Consider the following 20,512-nt stretch of genomic DNA (forward strand, 5'->3'; position numbering starts at 1 on the left):
TTCCAGAGGCGTTTCTTGCTCCTTGTCAGTAGCGGTTCTGATTGTCGACGTCGATTGACGCTAGACTGTTTTGACGAATGTGCAAATCTCTCTGGGTGTTTAGTTAATCACTTGGTAGTGATGGCACTTAGTACATCTCCTTAACAAAACAGTCGGTTATTCAGTGCCTTCTGCCGGGTGTCTCGGGTGTTGCCGCAGCAAGGATGGTTAATTGACTGTTACTGTTAGACGCAAATTTGTAGAAGTTATTTAATAAGCTGTAGCTTTATCGCCAGATCGGCTCACTGAATGCAGAGGTAGGGATGTCACAACCGGCGCAGAAGCTTCAACTCGGTGCACTGATCGCGCTGGTAGTGGGGTCCATGATTGGCGGGGGAATCTTCTCCCTGCCGCAAAACATGGCGGCCCGCGCCGATGCTGGTGCGGTGCTGATCGGCTGGGGGATCACGGCGGTCGGCATGCTGACCCTGGCATTCGTGTTCCAGACCCTGGCCAACCGCAAGCCGGAACTCGATTCCGGGGTCTATGCCTATGCCAAGGCCGGCTTTGGCGACTACATGGGATTCTCTTCCGCCTGGGGCTACTGGATCAGTGCCTGGCTGGGCAACGTCGGCTACTTTGTCCTGCTGTTCAGCACCCTGGGCTATTTCTTTCCGGTGTTCGGCCAGGGCAATACGCCGATAGCCATCGGCTGCGCCTCGTTGCTGTTGTGGGCCGTGCACTTTCTGGTCCTGCGCGGGATCAAGGAAGCCGCCTTCATCAACCAGCTGACCACGGTCGCCAAGATCGTGCCGCTGGTGATGTTCATCGTCATTGCCGCCGTGGCCTTCAAGGCGGATATCTTCACCCGTGACATCTGGGGCCGCAGCAATCCGAACTTCGGCGGGGTGATGGACCAGGTGCGCAACATGATGCTGGTCACGGTGTTCGTGTTCATCGGCATCGAGGGCGCCAGCGTTTATTCGGCCCGGGCGCAGAAGCGCGCAGACGTCGGGCGAGCCACCGTGATCGGTTTTATCGGCGTGCTGGCGCTGCTGGTACTGGTGAACGTGCTGTCCTTGGGGATCATGAGCCAGCCGGAACTGGCCAAGCTGCAGAACCCGTCCCTGGCGGCGGTGCTGGAGCATATCGTCGGGCCCTGGGGGGCCTTGCTGATCAGCATTGGCCTGGCGGTGTCGCTGCTGGGGGCGCTGTTGTCCTGGGCTTTGCTGTGCGCGGAAATCCTCTACGCCACGGCCAGGGACCGGACCATGCCGGCTTTCCTGAAGAAGGAAAACGCCAACCACGTGCCGGTCAATGCCTTGTGGCTGACCAACGTGATGATCCAGCTGTTCCTGCTGATCACCCTGTTTTCCGCGGGCACCTACACCAGCCTGATCTACCTGGCGTCATCGATGATCCTGGTGCCCTACCTGTGGTCGGCGGCCTATGCGGTGCTGCTCAGCGGTCGTGGCGAAACCTACGAGCAGGCCTCTGGTGAACGGATGAAGGACCTGTTCATCGCCACCGTGGCCCTGAGCTACGCGATCTGGCTGCTGTATGCCGGCGGCTTGAAGTACCTGCTGCTGTCGGCCTTGTTGTATGCGCCGGGGGTGATCCTGTTCGCCAAGGCCAAGCATGAGCAGGGCGAGCCGTTGTTCACCCCGCTGGAAAAGCTGATCTTCGCGGCTGTGGTCATCGGCGCCTCATTGGCGGCCTATGGCTTGTACAGCGGCCTGCTGGCGCTGTGATTCATCACCTGCCCTACCAGGGCGCCTACGACTGGCCGGCGATGCTGGGCTTTCTCAGGGCCCGCGCCATCGAAGGCCTGGAGGTGGTGCAGGGCGATACTTATGCCCGCACCTTCGCGCTGGAAGGGGGGCAAGGCATCTTGAGTGTCTGCCCGGGGCCTGCCGGCCATTTGCAGGTGCAGTTGCAGATGGCCGAGCAGGCCCTGCTGCCCCAGGTGCTGGTGCGCTTGCGCCGGCAATTCGATCTGGACGCGAACCTGCCCCTGATCAACCGCCATCTGGCCCGTGATCCGCTGCTCGCGCCATTGCTGGCGGCACGTCCGGGCCTGCGAGTGCCCAGGGCCTGGGACGGTTTCGAGCTGGCCATTCGCGCCGTGCTGGGCCAGCAGATCACCGTGCAGGGCGCGATCCGCTTGGCGGGCAAACTGGTGGCGGTGCATGGCCGGTTGCTGGCCAGTCCCGACCTGCAGTGGCCCGCTTTGACCCACCTGTTTCCCACTCCCCAGGTGCTGTCCACTGCCAACCTGGCCGACCTGGGAATGCCCCGCAGCCGGGCACGCACGCTGTCTGCCGTGGCCCAGGCCTTGCTCGACGATCCACTCCTGCTCGAACCCAGGGCCAGCCTGCAACAGGGGGTGGAGCGCCTGTTGCAATTGCCGGGAATCGGCGATTGGACCGCGCAATACATCGCCCTGCGCCAGTTGTGCGAGAGCGATGCCTTTCCGGCGGCGGACGTAGGCCTGTTCAACGCTGTGGCACGTCTGCAGGGGCTGCGGCCCAATGCCCGCCAACTGCTGGCCCAGGCCGAGGCCTGGCGGCCGTGGCGCGGTTATGCGGCGCAGCATTTGTGGGCGGCCATGGGCTGAAACTGTTCGCTGGTCCCTGGAGGAGCCGGTTTGCCAGCGAACCGGACCTTGAGCCTTGTGCGCCCCTGGGGCTTTTTCGCTGGCAAGCCAGCTCCTACGGGATCAACTGGCAGCCTAGGCCTTCACCACCATCTGGGGCGATGGGCGCCCAGGGCGGTGGCCGGGCAACTCCACTGCATCGGCGTTCCATTGATGTGCAACGGCACCCGCAGGCGCCGCGCCGGCCCCCAAGGGGTCTGCTCCAGCACCAGCCCCTGATCCTCGTGGTCTTCGGGGCGCAGTGGAATTTCGGCGGTCGCTGACGGGGAATGATCAACCAGCAACTGGGCGGTACGGGCCAGGGACAGGCGCGCCGATGCGCCCTGGTCGCCGCTCAGGGACCGGGTCAGTGCCCGCAGGGCGCTGGCTGCCATCAGGTAACCGGTGGCGTGATCCAGGGCTTGGACCGGCAGTGGCACAGGCCTGTCCGCGGCTTTCCAGGCCATGCCGGCTTCGGCGATGCCGCAGCTCATCTGCACCAGGCTGTCGAAGCCCCGGCGGTTGCGCCAGGGGCCGCTCCAGCCGTAGGCATTGAGGCTGACTTCGATCAGCCCCGGAGCGATTTTCTGGCGTGCCTGGGCGTCATAACCCAGGTGTTCCAGGGCATCGGCGCGGTAGCCATGCAGAAGCAGGTCGGCCTGCGCCAGCAGGCCTTCGAACAGGGCACGCTGCTCAAGGTCGTGCAGATCGAGGCGCGCGCAGCGTTTGCCCAGGGTCACCTCCGGCTCCAGGGCCGGCTCGTTCCAATGTGGCGGATCGATGCGCAACACCTCGGCGCCCAGCCCCGCCAGCAGGCGGCTGGCCACCGGTCCAGCCAGGACCCGGGTCAGGTCCAGTACCTTGAGCCCGGCCAGGGGCCGGTCGACGCGGCCGCTCCAGGCCTTGTGCCGCTGATCGGCCTGGGGCAGCCAGTGCACCAGGGGTTCGCTGTTTACAGCCTGGCCCTGGGGGTGGGCCTGCCACTGCGCCCAGCTGCGCATCTGCGCGGCACAACCGCCCTGGTCGACTATCGCCTGCTCCAGTTCCAGGGCGTTCCAGGTGGCCACCTGGGCAGCCATGGCCGAGCGTTCGGTCACCGCTCCCAGCACCCGTTCGGCGGCGGCCCGGTGCTGAGGTGCGTTGGTGTGCAGGCGAATCCAGCCGTCGCGGGTGGCGTAGTCGCCGGCAATCGGGTCCCAGGGTGATGGCAGGCTCCAGCCCTGCGGGCGGATCGAGCTGGCGAACCAGAACGAGGCCAGGCGCCGGTCGACGCTGACCTCTGGCAGGCGTCCGGTCTGGTTGTACAGGAGTTCAGCGACTGCCTGCCCGGCAGCGGTAATGCTGGCGCTGGCCAGGTCGGTCACGGCGAAGGCCGAGGGCAGGGCGCCCTGGCCGGTTTGCCGGAGGCTTGATGACGCCAGGCCCAGCGCGGCCTGGATGGATGTGAGTAATTCGGTCATGGCCCACTCCGCGGATCAGAGGAAGGCATTGCACCCTGAAACTGCCGCGGCTGTCGATCACCCCTGGTCATCGGCCGCGGCTGGCGCCGGAGCAGCGTTTACACGCGGAACTGATCCATGAGTTTCATTTGCTGGGTGGCCAGGGCATTGAGCTGGCTGCTGACCTGGGCCGACTCACTGGCCTGTTCGGTCAGGGTTTCGGTCACGCTGCGAATCGCCGAAACGTTGCGGTTGACCTCCTCGGCCACGGCGCTCTGCTGTTCGGCGGCGCTGGCGATCTGCAGGTTCATGTCGCTGATCACCGTGACCGCATCGCTGATCTTGCCCAGGGCCTGGACCGCCTGCTGGATCTGCCCGGCGTTGTTCTGCGCCTGGTTCTGGCTGGCGTGCATGGTGGTGACCACATCACGGGTGCCGCTCTGGATCCGCTCGATCACCACGCGGATTTCCTCCACCGAGTCCTGGGTACGCTTGGCCAGGTTGCGCACCTCATCGGCCACCACCGCAAAGCCGCGGCCGCTTTCACCGGCACGGGCCGCTTCGATGGCGGCATTGAGGGCCAGCAGGTTGGTCTGTTCGGCAATGCTGCGGATCACCTCCAGCACCGAACCGATCTGCTCGCTGCTCACCGCCAGGGCTTCGACTTCGCTCACCGCCTTGCTCACCTCATCGGCCAGCAGGCTGATGTCCCGGGTGCTGCGTTCGATGATGGTCAGGCCGTCCTTGGCCGACTGGTCGGCGCCGCGGGCTGCCTGGGCGGCGTTCGAGGCGCTGTTGGCAACGTCGTGGGCCGTGGCGCTCATTTCGTTGGAAGCGGTTGCCACCTGGTCGATCTCGCGGAACTGCACTTGCATGCCTTCGCTGGTCTGACGGGCGATTTCCGAAGACTGGTCGGCGGTGCCGCGGGCTTCGATGATGCTCTGCTTGATCTGGGCAATGGTCGGCTGCAGCTTGTCGAGGAAACGGTTGAACCAGCTGACCAGTTCGCCCAGTTCATCTTTCTTGCTGTAGTCCAGGCGTTGGGTCAGGTCGCCGTCGCCGCTGGCGATGGCCTTGAGCATCTGCGCCACGCTGTTGATCGGCCGGGTCACGCCCGAGGCGCTGAGCCAGATCAGCAGCAGGCCCAGGAGGCCGGCGCCGATGGCCACCAGGACGGTTTTCAGGGTGCCGCTGGTCTGGGCTTCATCCAACAGGTTCTGCAGCTTCACCGAGTCGGCCAGCAGCACCTGTTGCGGCAGGTCGATGGTGATGCCCCAGGGCTTGGCATCGGCAATCGGGCTGAAGGGATAGACCGCACGGATCAGTTCGCCCTGGCGCAAAACCTTGCTCTGGCTGCCGGTGAGGACCGCGAGGATGTCCTTGCCCGGGGCCCCGAGGGTTTCACTGATGTTCTTGCCGACCTGGCTGGCATCGGCGCCCACGGCTGCCAGCAGACCGCTGCCGGCGACGATCATCATGTGCCCGGCACCGTCGAACAGGAAGCGCTGGGATTCACCGGCGGCGGCCTGCAGGGAGTCCAGGGCGATGTCGACGCCGATGACCCCGATCACCTTGCCGTCTACCAGCAGCGGCAGGGAAATGGTGGTCATCAGCACCTGCTTCTTGTCCTCGCCGATGGTGTCGGCGTAGGGGTCGAGCAGGCAGGTCCGGCGGCTGTCGCGGGGGCAGGTGTACCAGACGTTGTAAGGGGTGCCGCTGAGGTTGAGGGTGGTCTTGGTCAGGTCGTCTTCCACCATCACGGTGTTCAACTGCTGGCCACCGGAGCGGCTCCAGTAGGTCGCAAAGCGCCCGCGCTCGTTGGAAGCCCGGCGCGCGTCGTTGAGAAATTCGCTGTCCTTGCCATCCAGGGCATTGGGCTCATAGGCGAGCCAGATGCCGAGCACCTTGGGATTGCGCTCGAAGGCGGTCTTCAGGCTGTGGTTGAGTTCTTCGCGCAGGGCCGCGGCGTCCAGGCCACGCTTGCTCGCCATGTCGCGCAGGTCGCGTACCTGATCCGCCAGGGCGGTGATCACCAGGTTGCTTTCACCGAAGGTTTTCTGCACGCGCACTGCCTGGTCGGCAGCCTTGGCCTGGAGCAGCTCTTCGACCCCGGCGGTCAGCATCCGGGTGCTCGAGGCATTGACCAATTGGTTGTTCTGCCGGCTCTGGTACAGGTTCATGCCGACGATCAGCGCCACCACACCCAACAGGCACAGTCCGGACAACAGCACGATTTTCAGGCGAATGGAGAGAGAGTCGAACATGGGGGGCGATCTCGCGAAAGGACGGGTGAAAGCACGGGGTCGGATGATCCCGGTCGCCAAATCCATTCAGCGCCATGCCCGGAACATCGGCTCGGAAGGTCTTTGCGTGAGGTGCTGCCGACGAACGGTCATGACCTTGACATATATGTCCTCGGCGCAGAGGGCATAGCTGCCAGGAGCCGGGATTCAGGAGGTGTGCGGCAGGGCTTCGGGGCGTGACCAGATCCACAGGTTGCCCAGGGTCATGCCGGCAATCGCGGCGTACAGGGTCCAGTGATGGTTGAGCAGGGTCAGCATCAGGCCGGCACACAGCAGCATGCTGACGGTGGCGCTGACCTTGGCCTTGCGGCTGATGATCCGGCCGTTGCGCCAGTTGCTGAGGATCGGCCCGAACAGGCGGTGGTTTTCCATCCAGGCGCTGAGGCGGGGCGAGCTTTTGGTGGCAGCCCAGGCGGCCAGGAGGATGAACTCGGTGGTGGGCAGGCCCGGGACGACGATGGCGATCAGGCCGATCGCCAGGCTGACATAGGCCAGCACGCCGAACAGCAGGCGGGAAATCTTTGACGAGGAGGGGCGGGTGCGGGTCATGGTTTCGATGATGAGGTAACGCGCCGAGCGGCTCAATGCACCGACCGACAAAATGCCGCTGCGAACCGGGTGGCCGCTCTAGCCTGGCCCCCCGGTTCGCAACTACGCGGGTCAGGCCGGTTGTGCATCGCTGGCGTAAGCCTGTTCCAGCAGCACGGTGAAGCGGTTGAAGGCATCCAGGGCGCCTTTTTCAGCGGCGGCTTCTTCTTCGGCAGTGAACTCCAGGCCGTCGAGGATGCGGGTGAAGGTTTTCCAGCCTTCGGCACGGCCACCGGCCGGCTCGCCCAGGTGACGGGCACCGAAGGTTTCGCTCATGCCCAGGTTCACCGCGCGCTTGATCAGGAATGCGGCGCCGAGCTTGGAGCCCTCAGAGACGAAGATCCAGCCCAGGGCTTCGGCTTTACTCGGGTTGTTGACGGCGCCGGCTACCGGTGCCGGGATCTCGGTTTCCAGGTCGGCGAGGTCGGCCTTGGCCGCTTCGGCGCGGCAGCGCTCGGCCAGGTCCGGAACGATCTTGATCAGTTCGGCATCGTTGTACAGGCTTACCAGTTCCGACTGGAACAGGTACTGGGCGACCACGAAGCGGGCGAACGCACCCTGGGTTTCAAAGGGCGCGTGGGCCTTGACCAGAGCGTCGAGCTTGGAGTGCGGCTCGTGGGTGATCTGGTTCAGGCGTTGGGAGCGCAGGTGGTGACGCTGGGCGGAATCCTGGGAGGTCATGCAGATGTCCTTGAGAATGAGAGGCACTTAGTGACTAGACGAACAAGAAGACGCGACACAGTAAAAAATCCTCACTGCCCTGGATGAAAAAGAGCAGTGAGGCGCTGGCGCATCAGATATCCCAGACCAGATTGACCGAGAAGTTGCGGCCCGGCTGGGTCAGGCGGTCGAGGTTGGCGGGGGCGGTCTGGCCGGCTTCACCGACGCTGTCGTAGCCGCGCACGTCGTCCCAGTTCCAGTATTTCTTGTCGGTCAGGTTGTACAGGCCGGCATTGACAGTCAGGTCATCAGTGACCTTGTAGAACCCGGTCAGGTCGAGGATGCCGAAGCCCGGAGTCTTGAACTGGCTGCTGGTGGTGCGGCCGTCCGGAGCCTTGAAGGTGCTGTCGTCGACACGGTCCTTGCGCTTGACCAGGGTCCAGCTCAGCAGCGCGCCATAGTTGTCCTGGTCGTAGCCCAGGCCGAACACGCCCTTGAGCGGGTTGACGCTGTTGATCGGCTCGCCGTTGTCATTATTGCGACCGTAGGCATAGGCCACCGAGCCGATGCTGTACAGGCCTTGTGGAGCACCGAAGGCGTCGAGGTTGAGGCGACCCTTGGCTTCGGCGCCCTTGATGGTGGCGTGCTTGATGTTGTTGCTCTGGATGACGGTCTGCAGGGCACCGGCGGTAATCGCGTCTTCGTTGATGAAGTCGCGGTACTGGTTGTAGAACACCGACACATCGAAGTTGCCTGCGTCGAAATTGCCGCGCAAGCCGGTTTCATAGCTCTTGCTGGTTTCCGGCTTGAGGTTGGCGTTGGGCTCCACGATGTAGCCGGTGGCGATGTTTTCAAAGCGCCCGTACAGCGCCTTGGCCGACGGCGTGCGGAACCCTTCGGAGTACTGGCCATAGCCGGTGTAGTGCTCGTCAAAGGCGTAGGTCAGGCCGAACTTGGGCGAGACACGGTGCCAGGTCTTTTTATCGTCACTGACCGGGAAGGCGCCGGTGGGGTTGGCGACGTTGAGGAACTCCTGGGTCAGCTTCGGCTTGAGCTGGGTGTAGTCGTAGCGCAGCCCGGGAGTGAAGGTCCAGGCGTTCCAGCTGATCTGGTCCTGGGCGAACAGGCTGTAGGTGTTGATGGTCGGGTCCGGGAAGTCGCTGGACTTCTTCACGCTGTCACTGGCGGTCGGGCTGGGCGCTCCGACGGCCGTGCAGCCGGCACCGACTGTCAGGCACGTAGCGGTGCCGAACCGCGAGCCGGTGACTTTCTGCTGCTTGAGGGTGGTGCCGTAGGTCAACTGGTGATCGGTATTCCCCAGGGCGAAAGCCTTTTCCAATTGCGCGTCGAACACCCATTGCTTTTCTTGGTACAGCGTCTGGCGTTCACGCAGTACGTCGCGGGCCACCGGGGAGAAGACCGATACCGGGTTGTAGCGTTCGGAGGTGGTCTGGTCGGTCTTGGCGATCTGGTAATTCAGGCTCCACTTGATCTGGTCTGCAATGGGCGAGTTCAGGGCGAAGCGGTTTTCCAGGCCGAAACGTTCCCGGGTAATGGTGTCGTTGCCGACTCGCGAGCGATACCAGTTCTGCCCTACGCCATTGAGGAACAGGCCGCCCACCGCGCTTTTCTGGTTGGTGTCGCGGTCATCCTTGTACTTCTCGTAGGTCAGGCCCAGACGTGCGTCGTCTGCATAGTTCCAGCCGAGCTTGGCCAGCACGTTGGTGGTGCGGGCGTCTTCCGGGTTGGCTGCGGTGCGATTGAGCCCGGTGCCGTTGTTGCTGCCGTAGGATTCGGTTTCATGACCGTCACGCTGGCTCAGGTGCAACTGGCCGTCGAATTCGCCGACACGCCCGGCGAAGGTGCCGGATTTCAGCCAGCTTTCGTCAGCCGAGCTGTAGCCAGTCTTCAGCCGGGCGCCGAAATCCTGGCCCGGCTTGATGATGTCGTCGGCGTCCAGGGTGTAGTAGCTGACGGCGCCGCCAATGGCGCTGCTGCCGTAGAGTACCGAGGCCGGGCCGCGAAGGATTTCCACGCGCTTGACGATTTCCGGGTCGACATAGTTGCGATTGGTCTTGGCGTAGGGGCCACTGAAGAAATGGTCGGGCACTTCGACGCCGTCCACCTGGGTGAGGATCCGGTCGCTGTCGATGCCGCGGATGTTGTAGCCGCTGATGCCTGCGCGCTGTCCGGCGCCGCCGACGGAAACCCCCGGTTCATAACGCACCAGTTCCTTGATTGTGTTGACGTTCTGGCGGTCCAGTTCTTGTCGGGTGTGCACGCTGACGGTACTCGGTACCGAGCTGACGTCCTGCTCCTGGCGGGTGGCGCTGATGGTCACCTGCTGCAGGTTCACTACGTTCGCAGCGCTGCGTTTTTCCAGCACGATGTTGTTGTTGCCCAGCTTGCGGTAGCTCAGGCCGGTGCCGCTCAGCAGTCGATCCAGGGCCTTCTCCGGGGGCAGCGAACCGCGCACGCCCGGGGAGGCGACGCCCGTACCCAGCTCGGCAGGCAGGCCCACTTGCCAGCCGGTGACGGCGGTAAAGGCGTTGAGCGCCGAGACCAGCGGTTGCTGGCCAATGGCGAAGCTGTAGTTGCCCATGCGCTGGCTGGACGGTGCCGGGGCGTCGGCGGCCATGGCAGACGTGGCGTGGGTACCGGCCAGCAGAATCGCTGCGGTGAGCAGCGACAGGGTGCAGTTCTGCAGGCGGGCAGCGGAAACAGAGGATCGGCTGTTGAGGCGAGGGGACATCGAAAGCGCTCCGGGTCGCACGAAACTTTTATAGGTGCAGATGCGCATACAAAATGCGAATCAGTTGCATTGGCTATAACGAGACGTACGACCTGCCGCTATCGCGTAAAAATAATTATTCTCAGTTGAGGATCACCAGCGCGGGGAACTCCGACAAGCGTGCCGAGGTGATGTGGGCCAGGGAGCGCACCACGTCCAGGGGCTGGTCCAGGCGGTAGTTGCCGGTCACCGCGACCTGCGCCAGGTGCTCGTTGTTGTTGACGATCCAGCCAGGGTAATAGCGGCGCAGTTCGGCCAGCACCTGGCTCATTGGGCAGTTTTCGAATACCAGGCGGCCCTGGACCCAGGCCAGGTCCTTGGCGGCATCGAGCTTGGCCGGGCGATCGAAGCCCTGGGGGCCGACGCGCACGCTTTCCCCGGCCGACAGGCGCAGGCGCTGGTCGGCGTGGGTGGCCCGAAGGTCGATGTCGCCGCGCTGCACCTGGACCTGGGCGACGCCGTCCAGGTAGCGCACGGCAAACGTGGTGTCGCGCACGCTGGCGCGGACCGGGCCGGCGTCCAACTCCAGAGGCAGCTCGCGGCTGGCCGGTATCTCGAAGAAGGCTTCACCCTGGTACAGCCGGGCTACCCGCTGGTGATCGTCGATATCGCTGGAAAACGCCGAGTTGGTGTTGAGCAGGACTTTCGAACCATCCTCCAACTGCAAGCGCTGGCGTTCGCCGACCTGGGTCAGATGGTCGGCCTGCAGGCGCAGGGGCAGATTGCTGAAACTGAACAGCCCGAGTAGCAGCATCGCGGCGGTCGCCAGGGGTTTCCAGTGGGGGCGCAGGCGGGCCAGGCGCGAGACCTTGGGTGGCGGGGAGGCAAGTGCCAGGGCGCATTGCGCCACCTGGGGACCATCCCACAGGGCCTGGGCTTTTTCGAAGGCTTGGGCGTTGAGTGGCGAAGCGGCCAGCCACTGGTGGAATTGGCGCACCTGCTCCTCGTTCGGATGTTCCAGCTCGATCAGCCAATCCAGCGCCTGATCCATGGCAAGGTTGCTTGAGTGCGAGCCGGCAGCGGTAGGCGGCTCGGCGCTGTGAAAATCCGTCACGGGTGTTCCTCGGCTGTGTCTGTGCACAGCTGTTTTTTCAAGAGAGAGCGAAAGCCGGCCAAGGTTAACAAAGGCATGGCGCTGACGCAGTCATTCTGATTAGCCGTTGAGACTCACTGACCGTCGAGACGTTCGGCGACGCCAATGCAAATCGCCATGATCAGTTTCAGTTCCTTCTGCACCGTGCTCAGGGACACTCCGAGTTCATCGGCGATTTCCTGGTAACTATGGCCGTGCAGGCGGCTGAGGATGAAAATCTGCTGCTGGCGCGGGCTGAGCTGGCCGAGACTGAGGTTCAGGCGTTCCAGCAGTTGTTCGGCGTGGGCGGCATCTTCGGCGCTGCTGACCGGGGCGGCGATGTTTTCCACCACGTCTGCCGGTACGTCTTCGAGCAGCATGCGGCCCTGGATGCGTCGGGCGCGCAGGTGATCGAGCGCCAGGTTGCGCGCAGTCTGGAATACAAAGGGCTCAAGGTGGGTGATCGGCCGTTCGGTGAGGGCGCGGGTCACCCGCAGATAGGTCTCCTGCAGCAGGTCTTCGGCGGTGCTGTGGTTGTTGACCATCCGCTCCAGCGTTCGCAGCAGAGAAATCCGTTGGGTGAGGAAGACGTGATTGAAGTGCGATTGACTCACAGCAAGGCCTGATCCAATTTGTGCAGCAGATGATAATGATTGTCATCTACACCAATGGTCAAGCCCTGTGTGAATTATCCCCGGCCGGCCAGGTAGGCCTGATAGTCGGGAATCCGGTGTTCGTGGGCCTGGTTCATCAGCGGGCTGCTGAGCAGGTAGTCGGCGCTGCATTCATTGCAGGCCACAGGAATGTTCCACACCGCTGCCACTCGCAGCAGGGCCTTGATGTCCGGATCGTGGGGCTGAGGTTCGAAGGGGTCCCAGAAGAACACCAGCAGGTCGACCCGCTGCTCGGCGATCTGCGCCCCCAGTTGCTGATCGCCGCCCAGGGGGCCGCTGATCATGCTTTCCACCGGCAGGCCCAGGTGCTTACTCAGCAGCAGGCCGGTGGTGCCGGTGGCAACCAGTTGATGTTCGGCGAGCCGGGACTTCTGGCGTTCGGCCCACTCCAGCAGAAAGGCCTTGCAGTGGTCATGGGCGACCAGGGCGATGCGTTTGCGCGCCGCCATGGTCTTGTGCGTGAAACTGATACCGATCATCGACGACCGTCCGTTTTATTCCGCGTTGCACAGGGCCAGGCAGTTATCCAGCATGCGGTTGGAGAACCCCCACTCGTTGTCGTACCAGGCCAGGACCTTGAGCAGGCGGCCGCCGCTGACCTTGGTGTGGTTGGCGTCGAAGATCGACGACAGCGGGTTGTGGTTGAAGTCGCTGGAAACCAGCGGCAGGGTGTTGTAGCCGAGGATCTTCGAGTGCTGGCTGGCGCTCTTGAGCAGGGCGTTGACTTCCTCGACGCTGGTGTCGCGCTTGAGGGTCACGGTCAGGTCCACCAGGGAGACGTTGATCACCGGTACCCGCACGGCCATGCCAGTCAGTTTGCCCGCCAGTTCCGGCAGCACCAGGCCCACGGCTTCCGCGGCGCCGGTCTTGCTCGGGATCATGTTCTGGGTCGCCGAGCGGGCGCGGTACGGGTCGGTGTGGTAGACGTCGGTGAGGTTCTGGTCGTTGGTGTAGGCGTGGATGGTGGTCATCAGACCGTTTTCGATACCCAGTTCGCGGTGCAGCACCTGCGCCACCGGCGCCAGGCAGTTGGTGGTGCAGGAAGCGCTGGAGATGATCTGGTGCGACTGGCGCAGGATGTCGTGGTTGACTCCATAGACCACGGTGGCATCGGCACCTTTGGCCGGGGCCGAGATGATCACTTTGCGGGCGCCGGCAGTAAGATGGGCCGCGGCCTTGGTGCGCTCGGTGAACAGGCCGGTGCATTCGAACACCACGTCGATCTTTTCCGCGGCCCAGGGCAGGTCGGCCGGGTTGCGGATGGCGCTGACGGCGATGCGGTCGCCATTGACCGTGAGGCTTTCCTGATCGTGCTCGATCTGAGCGTCGAAGGTGCCGTGGACGGTGTCGTATTTGAGCAGGTGGGCATTGATCGCGCTGTCACCCAGATCGTTGATGGCGACGATCTGCAGATCCTGACGATAGCCTTGGGTATAGAGTGCGCGCAGGACGTTACGGCCGATGCGGCCAAAACCATTGATTGCGATTCGAAGAGTCATGTGCAAACGCCTGTCGTTAAATTTGTTGTTGGAATTACAAGATTATTCGCATAGAAATAGAAAACAAGCCTTTTTAGTGGCAATATTTTGTTTTATCTACAACGAGTGACCTGAATCAACTGGTCCAAATGGTCAGGAATCTCCTCCGTTCTTCCTGGGCGGCGGTGCTTCTGACCAGCATAGACAAACAGGTCGCCACATCCGTTAGCCTGGAGTTCTACACATGCATCCCCGCGTTCTTGAGGTCACCGAACGGCTTATCGCCCGTAGTCGCGCCACTCGCCAGGCCTATCTCGCACTGATCCGCGATGCCGCCAGCGATGGCCCGCAGCGGGGCAAGCTGCAATGTGCGAACTTCGCCCACGGCGTGGCCGGTTGTGGCACCGACGACAAGCACAACCTGCGGATGATGAATGCGGCCAACGTGGCAATTGTTTCGTCATATAACGACATGCTGTCCGCCCACCAGCCTTACGAGGTGTTTCCCGAGCAGATCAAGCGCGCCCTGCGCGAGATCGGTTCGGTGGGGCAGTTCGCCGGCGGCACCCCGGCCATGTGCGATGGCGTGACCCAGGGCGAGGCCGGCATGGAACTGAGCCTGCCGAGCCGCGAGGTGATTGCGCTGTCCACGGCGGTGGCCCTGTCCCACAACATGTTCGATGCCGCGCTGATGCTGGGGATCTGCGACAAGATTGTTCCGGGCCTGATGATGGGCGCCCTGCGCTTCGGCCATCTGCCGACCCTCTTCGTGCCGGGCGGGCCGATGGTCTCGGGGATTTCCAACAAGCAGAAGGCCGATGTGCGCCAGCGCTACGCCGAAGGCAAGGCCAGCCGCGAGGAGCTGCTGGAGTCGGAAATGAAGTCCTACCACAGCCCCGGCACCTGCACCTTCTATGGCACCGCCAATACCAATCAGCTGTTGATGGAGGTCATGGGCCTGCACTTGCCTGGCGCCTCCTTCGTCAACCCCAACACCCCTCTGCGCGATGCCCTGACCTTTGAGGCCGCGCAGCAGGTCACTCGCCTGACCAAGCAGAGCGGCCAGTTCATGCCCATCGGCGAGATTGTCGACGAGCGCGTGCTGGTCAATTCCATTGTCGCCCTGCACGCCACCGGCGGCTCCACCAACCACACCCTGCACATGCCGGCGATTGCCATGGCCGCGGGCATCCAGTTGACCTGGCAGGACATGGCCGACCTTTCCGAGGTGGTGCCGACCCTGTCCCACGTCTATCCCAACGGCAAGGCCGACATCAACCACTTCCAGGCGGCGGGGGGCATGTCGTTCCTGATTCGCGAGCTGCTGGAAGCCGGCCTGCTGCACGAAGACGTCAACACCGTGGCCGGGCGTGGCCTGAGCCGCTACACCCAGGAACCCTTCCTCGACAACGGCAAGCTGGTGTGGCGCGAAGGGCCGATCGAAAGCCTCGACGAAAACATCCTGCGGCCGGTGGCCCGGGCCTTCTCGCCGGAAGGCGGGCTGCGGGTCATGGAAGGCAACCTCGGGCGCGGGGTGATGAAGGTTTCTGCCGTGGCCCTTGAGCACCAGATCGTCGAGGCTCCGGCCGTGGTGTTCCAGGACCAGCAGGACCTGGCCGACGCGTTCAAGGCCGGCCTGCTGGAGAAAGACTTCGTCGCAGTGATGCGCTTCCAGGGCCCGCGCTCCAACGGCATGCCCGAGTTGCACAAGATGACCCCGTTCCTCGGCGTGTTGCAGGATCGCGGTTTCAAGGTGGCACTGGTCACCGACGGGCGCATGTCCGGTGCCTCGGGCAAGATCCCGGCAGCCATCCATGTCAGCCCCGAAGCCCAGATGGGCGGCGCGCTGGCCCGGGTGCTGGACGGTGACATCATTCGTGTGGATGGCGTAAAAGGCACCCTTGAGCTTAAGGTGGACGCCGCCGAGTTCGCTGCCCGAGAACCGGCCCAGGGCCTGCTGGGCAACAACGTCGGCAGCGGCCGCGAACTCTTCGCCTTCATGCGCATGGCCTTCAGCTCGGCAGAGCAGGGCGCCAGCGCCTTTACCTCTGCTCTGGAGACGCTCAAGTGAAACTGGCCCTGGTCGGTGATATCGGTGGTACCAACGCGCGGTTCGCGTTGTGGAAGGATCAACGGCTGGAGGCGATCCAGGTCCACGCGACGGCGGACTATCGCTGCCCGGAGGACGCCATCAAGGCCTACCTGCAGGAGCAGGGCCTGGCCCTGGGCTGCATCGGCTCGGTGTGCCTGTCGGTGGCGGGCCCGGTCAGTGGGGACGAGTTCCGCTTTACCAACAACCACTGGCAGCTGAATCGCGAGGCCTTCTGCCAGGCCTTGCAGGTCGACCGGTTGCTGCTGGTCAACGACTTTTCGGCCATGGCCCTGGGCATGACCCGTTTGCAACCCCATGAGTTTCGCGTGGTGTGCGAGGGGGTCGCCGAACCCTCGCGTCCGGCGGTGGTGATCGGCCCGGGCACGGGCTTGGGGGTGGGTACCCTGCTGAATTTCGGCGAGGGGCGTTACATGGCCTTGCCGGGGGAGGGCGGCCACGTCGACCTGCCCCTGGGCAGCCCGCGAGAAACCCAGCTCTGGCAGCACATTCACGATGAAATCGGCCATGTCAGCGCCGAGACGGCCCTGAGCGGCAGCGGGTTGCCCAGGGTCTACCGGGCGATCTGCGCCGTGGACGGCCATGCGCCGCAACTCGACACTCCGGAGGCCATCACCGCCGCCGGGCTGGCGGGCGACCCGATCGCCCGGGAAGTGCTGGAGCAGTTCAGTTGCTGGCTGGGTCGGGTGGCGGGCAACAACGTGCTGACCACCGGGGCCCGGGGCGGGGTGTACATCGTCGGCGGGGTGATTCCGCGCTTTGCCGACTTTTTCATCCACAGCGGCTTTGCCCAGAGCTTTGCCGACAAAGGCTGCATGAGCGACTACTTCAAGGGCATTCCCGTGTGGCTGGTCACCGCGCCCTATTCCGGCCTGACCGGTGCCGGCGTGGCTCTGGAGCAAGCCTCGGCCTGACCTGGCCGGTCAGGGTGGAGGTGGCCTGCCCCGCAGCGATTGCCCGGGCAGGCCCGCCAACACAATCTGCGGCTTTGGCGCCAGGCTGCTTATAATCGCGCTCCCTCCCCAACCATAAGGACGGCCCCGGTGAGTTCAGTCAGTAAGTCGATTTTGTTGGTTGACGATGATCAGGAAATTCGCGAGCTGCTGGAAACCTACCTCAGCCGCTGTGGTTTCCAGGTGCGCAGCACCGCCGACGGCGCCGGCTTTCGCCAGGCCCTGAGCGATGCCCCCAGCGACCTGGTGATCCTCGACGTGATGCTGCCGGATGAAGACGGCTTCAGCCTGTGCCGTTGGATACGCCAGCACCCGCGGCGCAGCCAGGTGCCGATCATCATGCTCACCGCCAGTTCCGACGAGGCCGACCGGGTCATCGGCCTGGAGCTGGGGGCCGACGATTACCTGGGCAAGCCCTTCAGCCCCCGTGAACTGCAGGCGCGGATCAAGGCCCTGCTGCGGCGCGTTCAGTTCACCCAGGAACGGGTCGCCGGTGAAGTGTTGTGCTTCGATGAATGGCGCCTGGATGTGGTCAGCCACCGGTTGTTCCACGCCGATGGCGAGGAAGTGATTCTCTCCGGGGCCGACTTCGCCCTGCTCAAGCTGTTTCTCGACCACCCCCAGCAAATCCTCGATCGCGACACCATCGGCAATGCCACCCGCGGGCGCGACCTGATGCCCCTGGACCGTATCGTCGACATGGCGGTGAGCCGCTTGCGCCAGCGCCTGCGGGACACGGAAAAGCCGCCACGGCTGATTCGCACCGTGCGTGGCAGTGGTTATCAGCTGGCGGCCAATGTGGTTGCCGGCAATGGTCACTGAAGCCTTGCGCGCAATGCTGCGGCGGGTGCCGGTGCCCCGTTCGTTGCTGGGACGGATGCTGCTGATGACCCTGCTGGCGGTGTTGTTCGCCCAGGCGTTGTCCAGCGTGATCTGGGTCTCGCAACTGCGCGCCACCCAACTCGAAGGGCTGGTGACCAGTGCCCGCAGCCTGGCCCACTCGATGACCGCCAGCGTCAGCTACCTGCGCTCGCTGCCGGTGGCCTACCGGCCCCTGGTCCTCGACCAGTTGCGCAGCATGGGCGGCACGCGGTTTGTCGTGACCCTGAACGACAAGCCCCTGGGCATGCAGGTGCTGCCGGCCACCCCGCGCAAAGAGGCGGTGCTGCAGGCGGTGGAGCAGGTGCTGCGCCAGTCCCTGGGCAATGACGCGGATATTTCCGTGACCTTTGTCAGCCCCGATGACCTGCGGATCTTCAATGGCGGCCTGAAGCTCGACGAATTGCCACGTTCCTGGGCCCATTACGCCCTGACCCTGGAACCGGTGAATCCACCGGTGCTGGTGACCCAGATCCAGATGGCCCCGGGCGAGTGGCTGTACATCGCCTCGCTGCTGCCCGAGCCTTACACCAGCCTTGAAGAGCAGGGCCTGCCGGCGCAGCAGGTGTGGTTCATCCTGCTCACCAGCGGTTTCCTGCTGTTGTTCATCGGCCTGCTGGTGCACTGGCAGAGCCGGCCCCTCAAGCGCCTGGCCCGGGCGGCCCGGGACATGTCCCTGGGGGCCGATGTCGAGCCGGTGGCGGAGGGCGGCGGCAGCGAGGTGGTGGAAGTGGGGCGCGCCTTCAACAGCATGCGCGAGCGCATCAGTCGCTACCTGACCGAGCGCAGCCAGTTGTTCAGTGCCATCTCCCATGACCTGCGCACCCCCATCACCCGCTTGCGGCTGAGGGTGGAGCTGCTGGAGGACGAGCAACTGCAGGCCAAGTTCGGTCGTGATCTGGATGAGCTGGAGCTGCTGGTCAAGGGGGCGCTGCAGTGCGTCAAGGACACCGATATCCACGAGAACATCGAGCCGGTGGACCTGAACCATGTGCTGCATTGCCTGGTGGAGCCCTACCTGGCACCCAACGGCAACGGCCGGGTGACCCAGCAGGGGCAGGCCCTGGCCAGCTACCCGGGCAAGCCCCTGGCGCTCAAGCGCTGCATGGGCAACCTGATCGACAATGCCCTCAAGTACGGACAGAACGCTCACTTGCACATCGAGGATGATGACAACGGTTTTGTCCTGCATGTGGACGACGAAGGCCCCGGAGTGCCGGAGCAGCGACTGGAGCAGGTGTTCGAGCCGCATTTCCGCCTGGCCGGGCAGCAGCAGGGTTATGGCCTGGGCCTGGGCATCGCCCGCAACATTGCCCATAGCCATGGCGGTGAAGTCAGCCTGCAGAACCTGCGCGAAGGCGGCCTGCGAGTGACCCTGTACCTGCCCCGGACCTTCGATTGAACGACCGGCGCTGACTTGCGTAGGAGCTGGCTTGTGTAGGAGCTGGCTTGCCAGCGAATGCGTCTTCCAGGGCAGCACAGGACCCAAGGGCCTCTTCGCCGGCCAGCCGGCTGCTACGGGGTGGTGAAATGTCACCGGTCAGTGACATTGTGCTGGTCCTTCGTTACCTGCGGTTGCCGGCCGCTTGATTAGACTCAAACCTTCGATAAAAAAAACAACGGGTCGCCCATGAGCTCTTTTCCCCAGCCCTTCAGCAGTTGGCTGAACACTCCCGCCCATCATGCCTGGCTGGCCGCCGAAGGCCTGCGACTGCTGGATTTCGCCAAGGCTTCGCGGCTCGCCGAGGGTTTCGGCAACCTGGACGCTCAAGGGCGGCTGGCGGCCGATGCGCACGCTGAAACCATGAACACCGCCCGCATGACCCACAGCTTCGCCATGGCCCATATCCAGGGCCTGCCGGGTTATGCCGGGCTGGTGGATCATGGCATCGCGGCCCTGGCCGGCCCCCTGCGCGACGCCGAACACGGTGGCTGGTTCGCGGTGGCCGGGCAGGGCGATGGCAACGACGGCAAGGCCGCCTACCTGCATGCCTTTGTCGCCCTGGCCGCGAGCTCTGCCGTGGTCGCTCGACGTCCTGGCGCCGATGCCTTGCTGGCGGAGGCCATCCGTATCATCGATGCACATTTCTGGCGCGAAGAGGAGGGCGCCATGGCCGAGTCCTTCAACCGCGACTGGAGCGAGCAGGAGGCCTATCGCGGGGCCAACAGCAACATGCACGCCACCGAGGCCTTCCTGGCCCTGGCCGATGTCACCCAGGACCCGCGCTGGCTCAATCGCGCCCTGCGCATCGTCGAGCGGGTGATCCACATCCACGCCGCCGACAACGACTTCATGGTGGTCGAGCATTTCGACTTGGCCTGGCAACCCCTTCGCGAGTACAACCGGGCCTTTCCCGCCGACGGCTTTCGCCCCTTCGGCACCACCCCGGGACACGGTTTCGAGTGGGCGCGGCTGCTGTTGCACCTGGAAGCGTCCCGGGGCCAGGCCGGCATGCTGACTCCCGGCTGGCTGGCGCTGGATGCCCAGCGACTGTTCCAGAGCAACTGCCGCAACGGCTGGAATGTGGACGGCGCTCCGGGCATTGTCTACACCCTGGACTGGGACAACCGGCCAGTGGTCCGCCAGCGCCTGCACTGGACCCATGCCGAAGCCAGCGCCGCGGCCAGCGCCTTGCTCAAGCGTACTGGCGAAGCGCACTACGAAACCTGGTACCGGCGCTTCTGGGAGTTTTGCGAGGCGCATTTCATCGATCGCCAGCACGGCAGCTGGCACCACGAACTGGGACAGGACAATGCTCCCAGTGCCGAGATCTGGGGGGGCAAGCCGGACCTCTATCACGCCTGGCAAGCCGTGCTGATTCCGCGCCTGCCGCTGGCCCCGAGCATGGCTTCGGCCCTGGCCCAGGTGTCTGTTCCGGGGCTTGTGTAACCATGTGGTGACATTTCACCGTCGCTTCGTTACCTGAAGGTTCGACTAGGCTGTTTAGACT

At 64.1% G+C, this 20,512-nt stretch carries 16 protein-coding genes and 1 pseudogene; 7 read left to right on the forward strand and 10 right to left on the reverse strand.

Going from position 1 to position 20,512, the window contains the following annotated elements:
- Positions 1-302: 302 nt before the first annotated feature.
- Both arcD and U873_RS0103040 read left to right on the forward strand, forming a co-directional pair.
- Positions 303-1,730: an arginine-ornithine antiporter gene (gene arcD, locus U873_RS0103035; protein WP_025126830.1), complete on the forward strand. Its 1,428-nt coding sequence runs from the start codon at positions 303-305 to the stop codon at positions 1,728-1,730.
- Positions 1,727-2,596 carry a DNA-3-methyladenine glycosylase gene (locus tag U873_RS0103040; RefSeq protein WP_025126831.1) on the forward strand — a complete coding sequence of 290 codons (870 nt, stop codon included), beginning with the start codon at positions 1,727-1,729 and terminating at the stop codon, positions 2,594-2,596. The genes arcD and U873_RS0103040 overlap by 4 nt, the downstream gene beginning before the upstream one ends.
- 122 nt (positions 2,597-2,718) lie before the next feature.
- On the opposite strand, the gene U873_RS0103045 is transcribed toward U873_RS0103040, so the two are convergent.
- The 10 genes and pseudogenes from U873_RS0103045 to gap form a co-directional block, all read right to left on the reverse strand.
- Positions 2,719-4,074, reverse strand: coding sequence for a CoA transferase (locus U873_RS0103045; protein ID WP_025126832.1), 1,356 nt, complete (start codon positions 4,072-4,074; stop codon positions 2,719-2,721).
- 98 nt (positions 4,075-4,172) lie between these two features.
- The gene (locus U873_RS37465; RefSeq protein ID WP_371261282.1) at positions 4,173-4,928 is read right to left on the reverse strand and encodes a methyl-accepting chemotaxis protein; all 756 of its coding nucleotides are present in this window, start codon (positions 4,926-4,928) and stop codon (positions 4,173-4,175) included.
- A 150-nt stretch (positions 4,929-5,078) separates the two neighbouring features.
- Positions 5,079-6,383: pseudogene (locus U873_RS37470) on the reverse strand (chemotaxis protein); the annotation flags it as partial.
- A gap of 120 nt (positions 6,384-6,503) precedes the next feature.
- The gene (locus tag U873_RS0103055; RefSeq protein ID WP_025126834.1) at positions 6,504-6,905 is read right to left on the reverse strand and encodes a YbaN family protein; all 402 of its coding nucleotides are present in this window, start codon (positions 6,903-6,905) and stop codon (positions 6,504-6,506) included.
- 111 nt (positions 6,906-7,016) lie between these two features.
- Positions 7,017-7,625 carry a biliverdin-producing heme oxygenase gene (locus U873_RS0103060; protein ID WP_025126835.1) on the reverse strand — a complete coding sequence of 203 codons (609 nt, stop codon included), beginning with the start codon at positions 7,623-7,625 and terminating at the stop codon, positions 7,017-7,019.
- A 112-nt stretch (positions 7,626-7,737) separates the two neighbouring features.
- Positions 7,738-10,356, reverse strand: coding sequence for a TonB-dependent receptor (locus U873_RS0103065; protein WP_025126836.1), 2,619 nt, complete (start codon positions 10,354-10,356; stop codon positions 7,738-7,740).
- A gap of 121 nt (positions 10,357-10,477) precedes the next feature.
- Positions 10,478-11,449, reverse strand: a complete 972-nt coding sequence (locus tag U873_RS0103070) for a FecR domain-containing protein (protein ID WP_025126837.1) — start codon at positions 11,447-11,449, stop codon at positions 10,478-10,480.
- Positions 11,450-11,562: 113 nt separating this feature from the next.
- Positions 11,563-12,081, reverse strand: a complete 519-nt coding sequence (locus U873_RS0103075; RefSeq protein ID WP_025126838.1) for an RNA polymerase sigma factor — start codon at positions 12,079-12,081, stop codon at positions 11,563-11,565.
- A 74-nt stretch (positions 12,082-12,155) separates the two neighbouring features.
- On the reverse strand, positions 12,156-12,620 hold the full coding sequence (locus tag U873_RS0103080; RefSeq protein ID WP_025126839.1) for a methylglyoxal synthase: 465 nt from the start codon (positions 12,618-12,620) through the stop codon (positions 12,156-12,158).
- A gap of 15 nt (positions 12,621-12,635) precedes the next feature.
- Entirely contained in the window at positions 12,636-13,640 is a 1,005-nt protein-coding gene (gene gap, locus U873_RS0103085; protein ID WP_025126840.1) for a type I glyceraldehyde-3-phosphate dehydrogenase, read from the reverse strand.
- A gap of 223 nt (positions 13,641-13,863) precedes the next feature.
- Here gap and edd point away from each other — a divergent pair, with 223 nt between their 5' ends.
- From edd to U873_RS0103110, 5 genes are all read left to right on the forward strand, one after another.
- Positions 13,864-15,690 carry a phosphogluconate dehydratase gene (gene edd / locus U873_RS0103090; RefSeq protein WP_025126841.1) on the forward strand — a complete coding sequence of 609 codons (1,827 nt, stop codon included), beginning with the start codon at positions 13,864-13,866 and terminating at the stop codon, positions 15,688-15,690.
- Positions 15,687-16,643 carry a glucokinase gene (locus U873_RS0103095; RefSeq protein WP_025126842.1) on the forward strand — a complete coding sequence of 319 codons (957 nt, stop codon included), beginning with the start codon at positions 15,687-15,689 and terminating at the stop codon, positions 16,641-16,643. Before edd ends, U873_RS0103095 begins: the two co-directional genes overlap by 4 nt.
- A 129-nt stretch (positions 16,644-16,772) precedes the next feature.
- Entirely contained in the window at positions 16,773-17,504 is a 732-nt protein-coding gene (locus U873_RS0103100; RefSeq protein ID WP_025126843.1) for a response regulator, read from the forward strand.
- Positions 17,494-18,963, forward strand: a complete 1,470-nt coding sequence (locus tag U873_RS0103105) for an ATP-binding protein (protein ID WP_025126844.1) — start codon at positions 17,494-17,496, stop codon at positions 18,961-18,963. Before U873_RS0103100 ends, U873_RS0103105 begins: the two co-directional genes overlap by 11 nt.
- Positions 18,964-19,191: 228 nt before the next feature.
- Complete coding sequence (locus U873_RS0103110; protein WP_025126845.1) at positions 19,192-20,451, forward strand: AGE family epimerase/isomerase; 1,260 nt, start codon at positions 19,192-19,194, stop codon at positions 20,449-20,451.
- The last annotated feature ends 61 nt before the right edge of the window (positions 20,452-20,512 follow it).

It is taken from the genome of Pseudomonas sp. PH1b (assembly GCF_000633395.1).
Taxonomy (GTDB): Bacteria; Pseudomonadota; Gammaproteobacteria; order Pseudomonadales; family Pseudomonadaceae; genus Aquipseudomonas.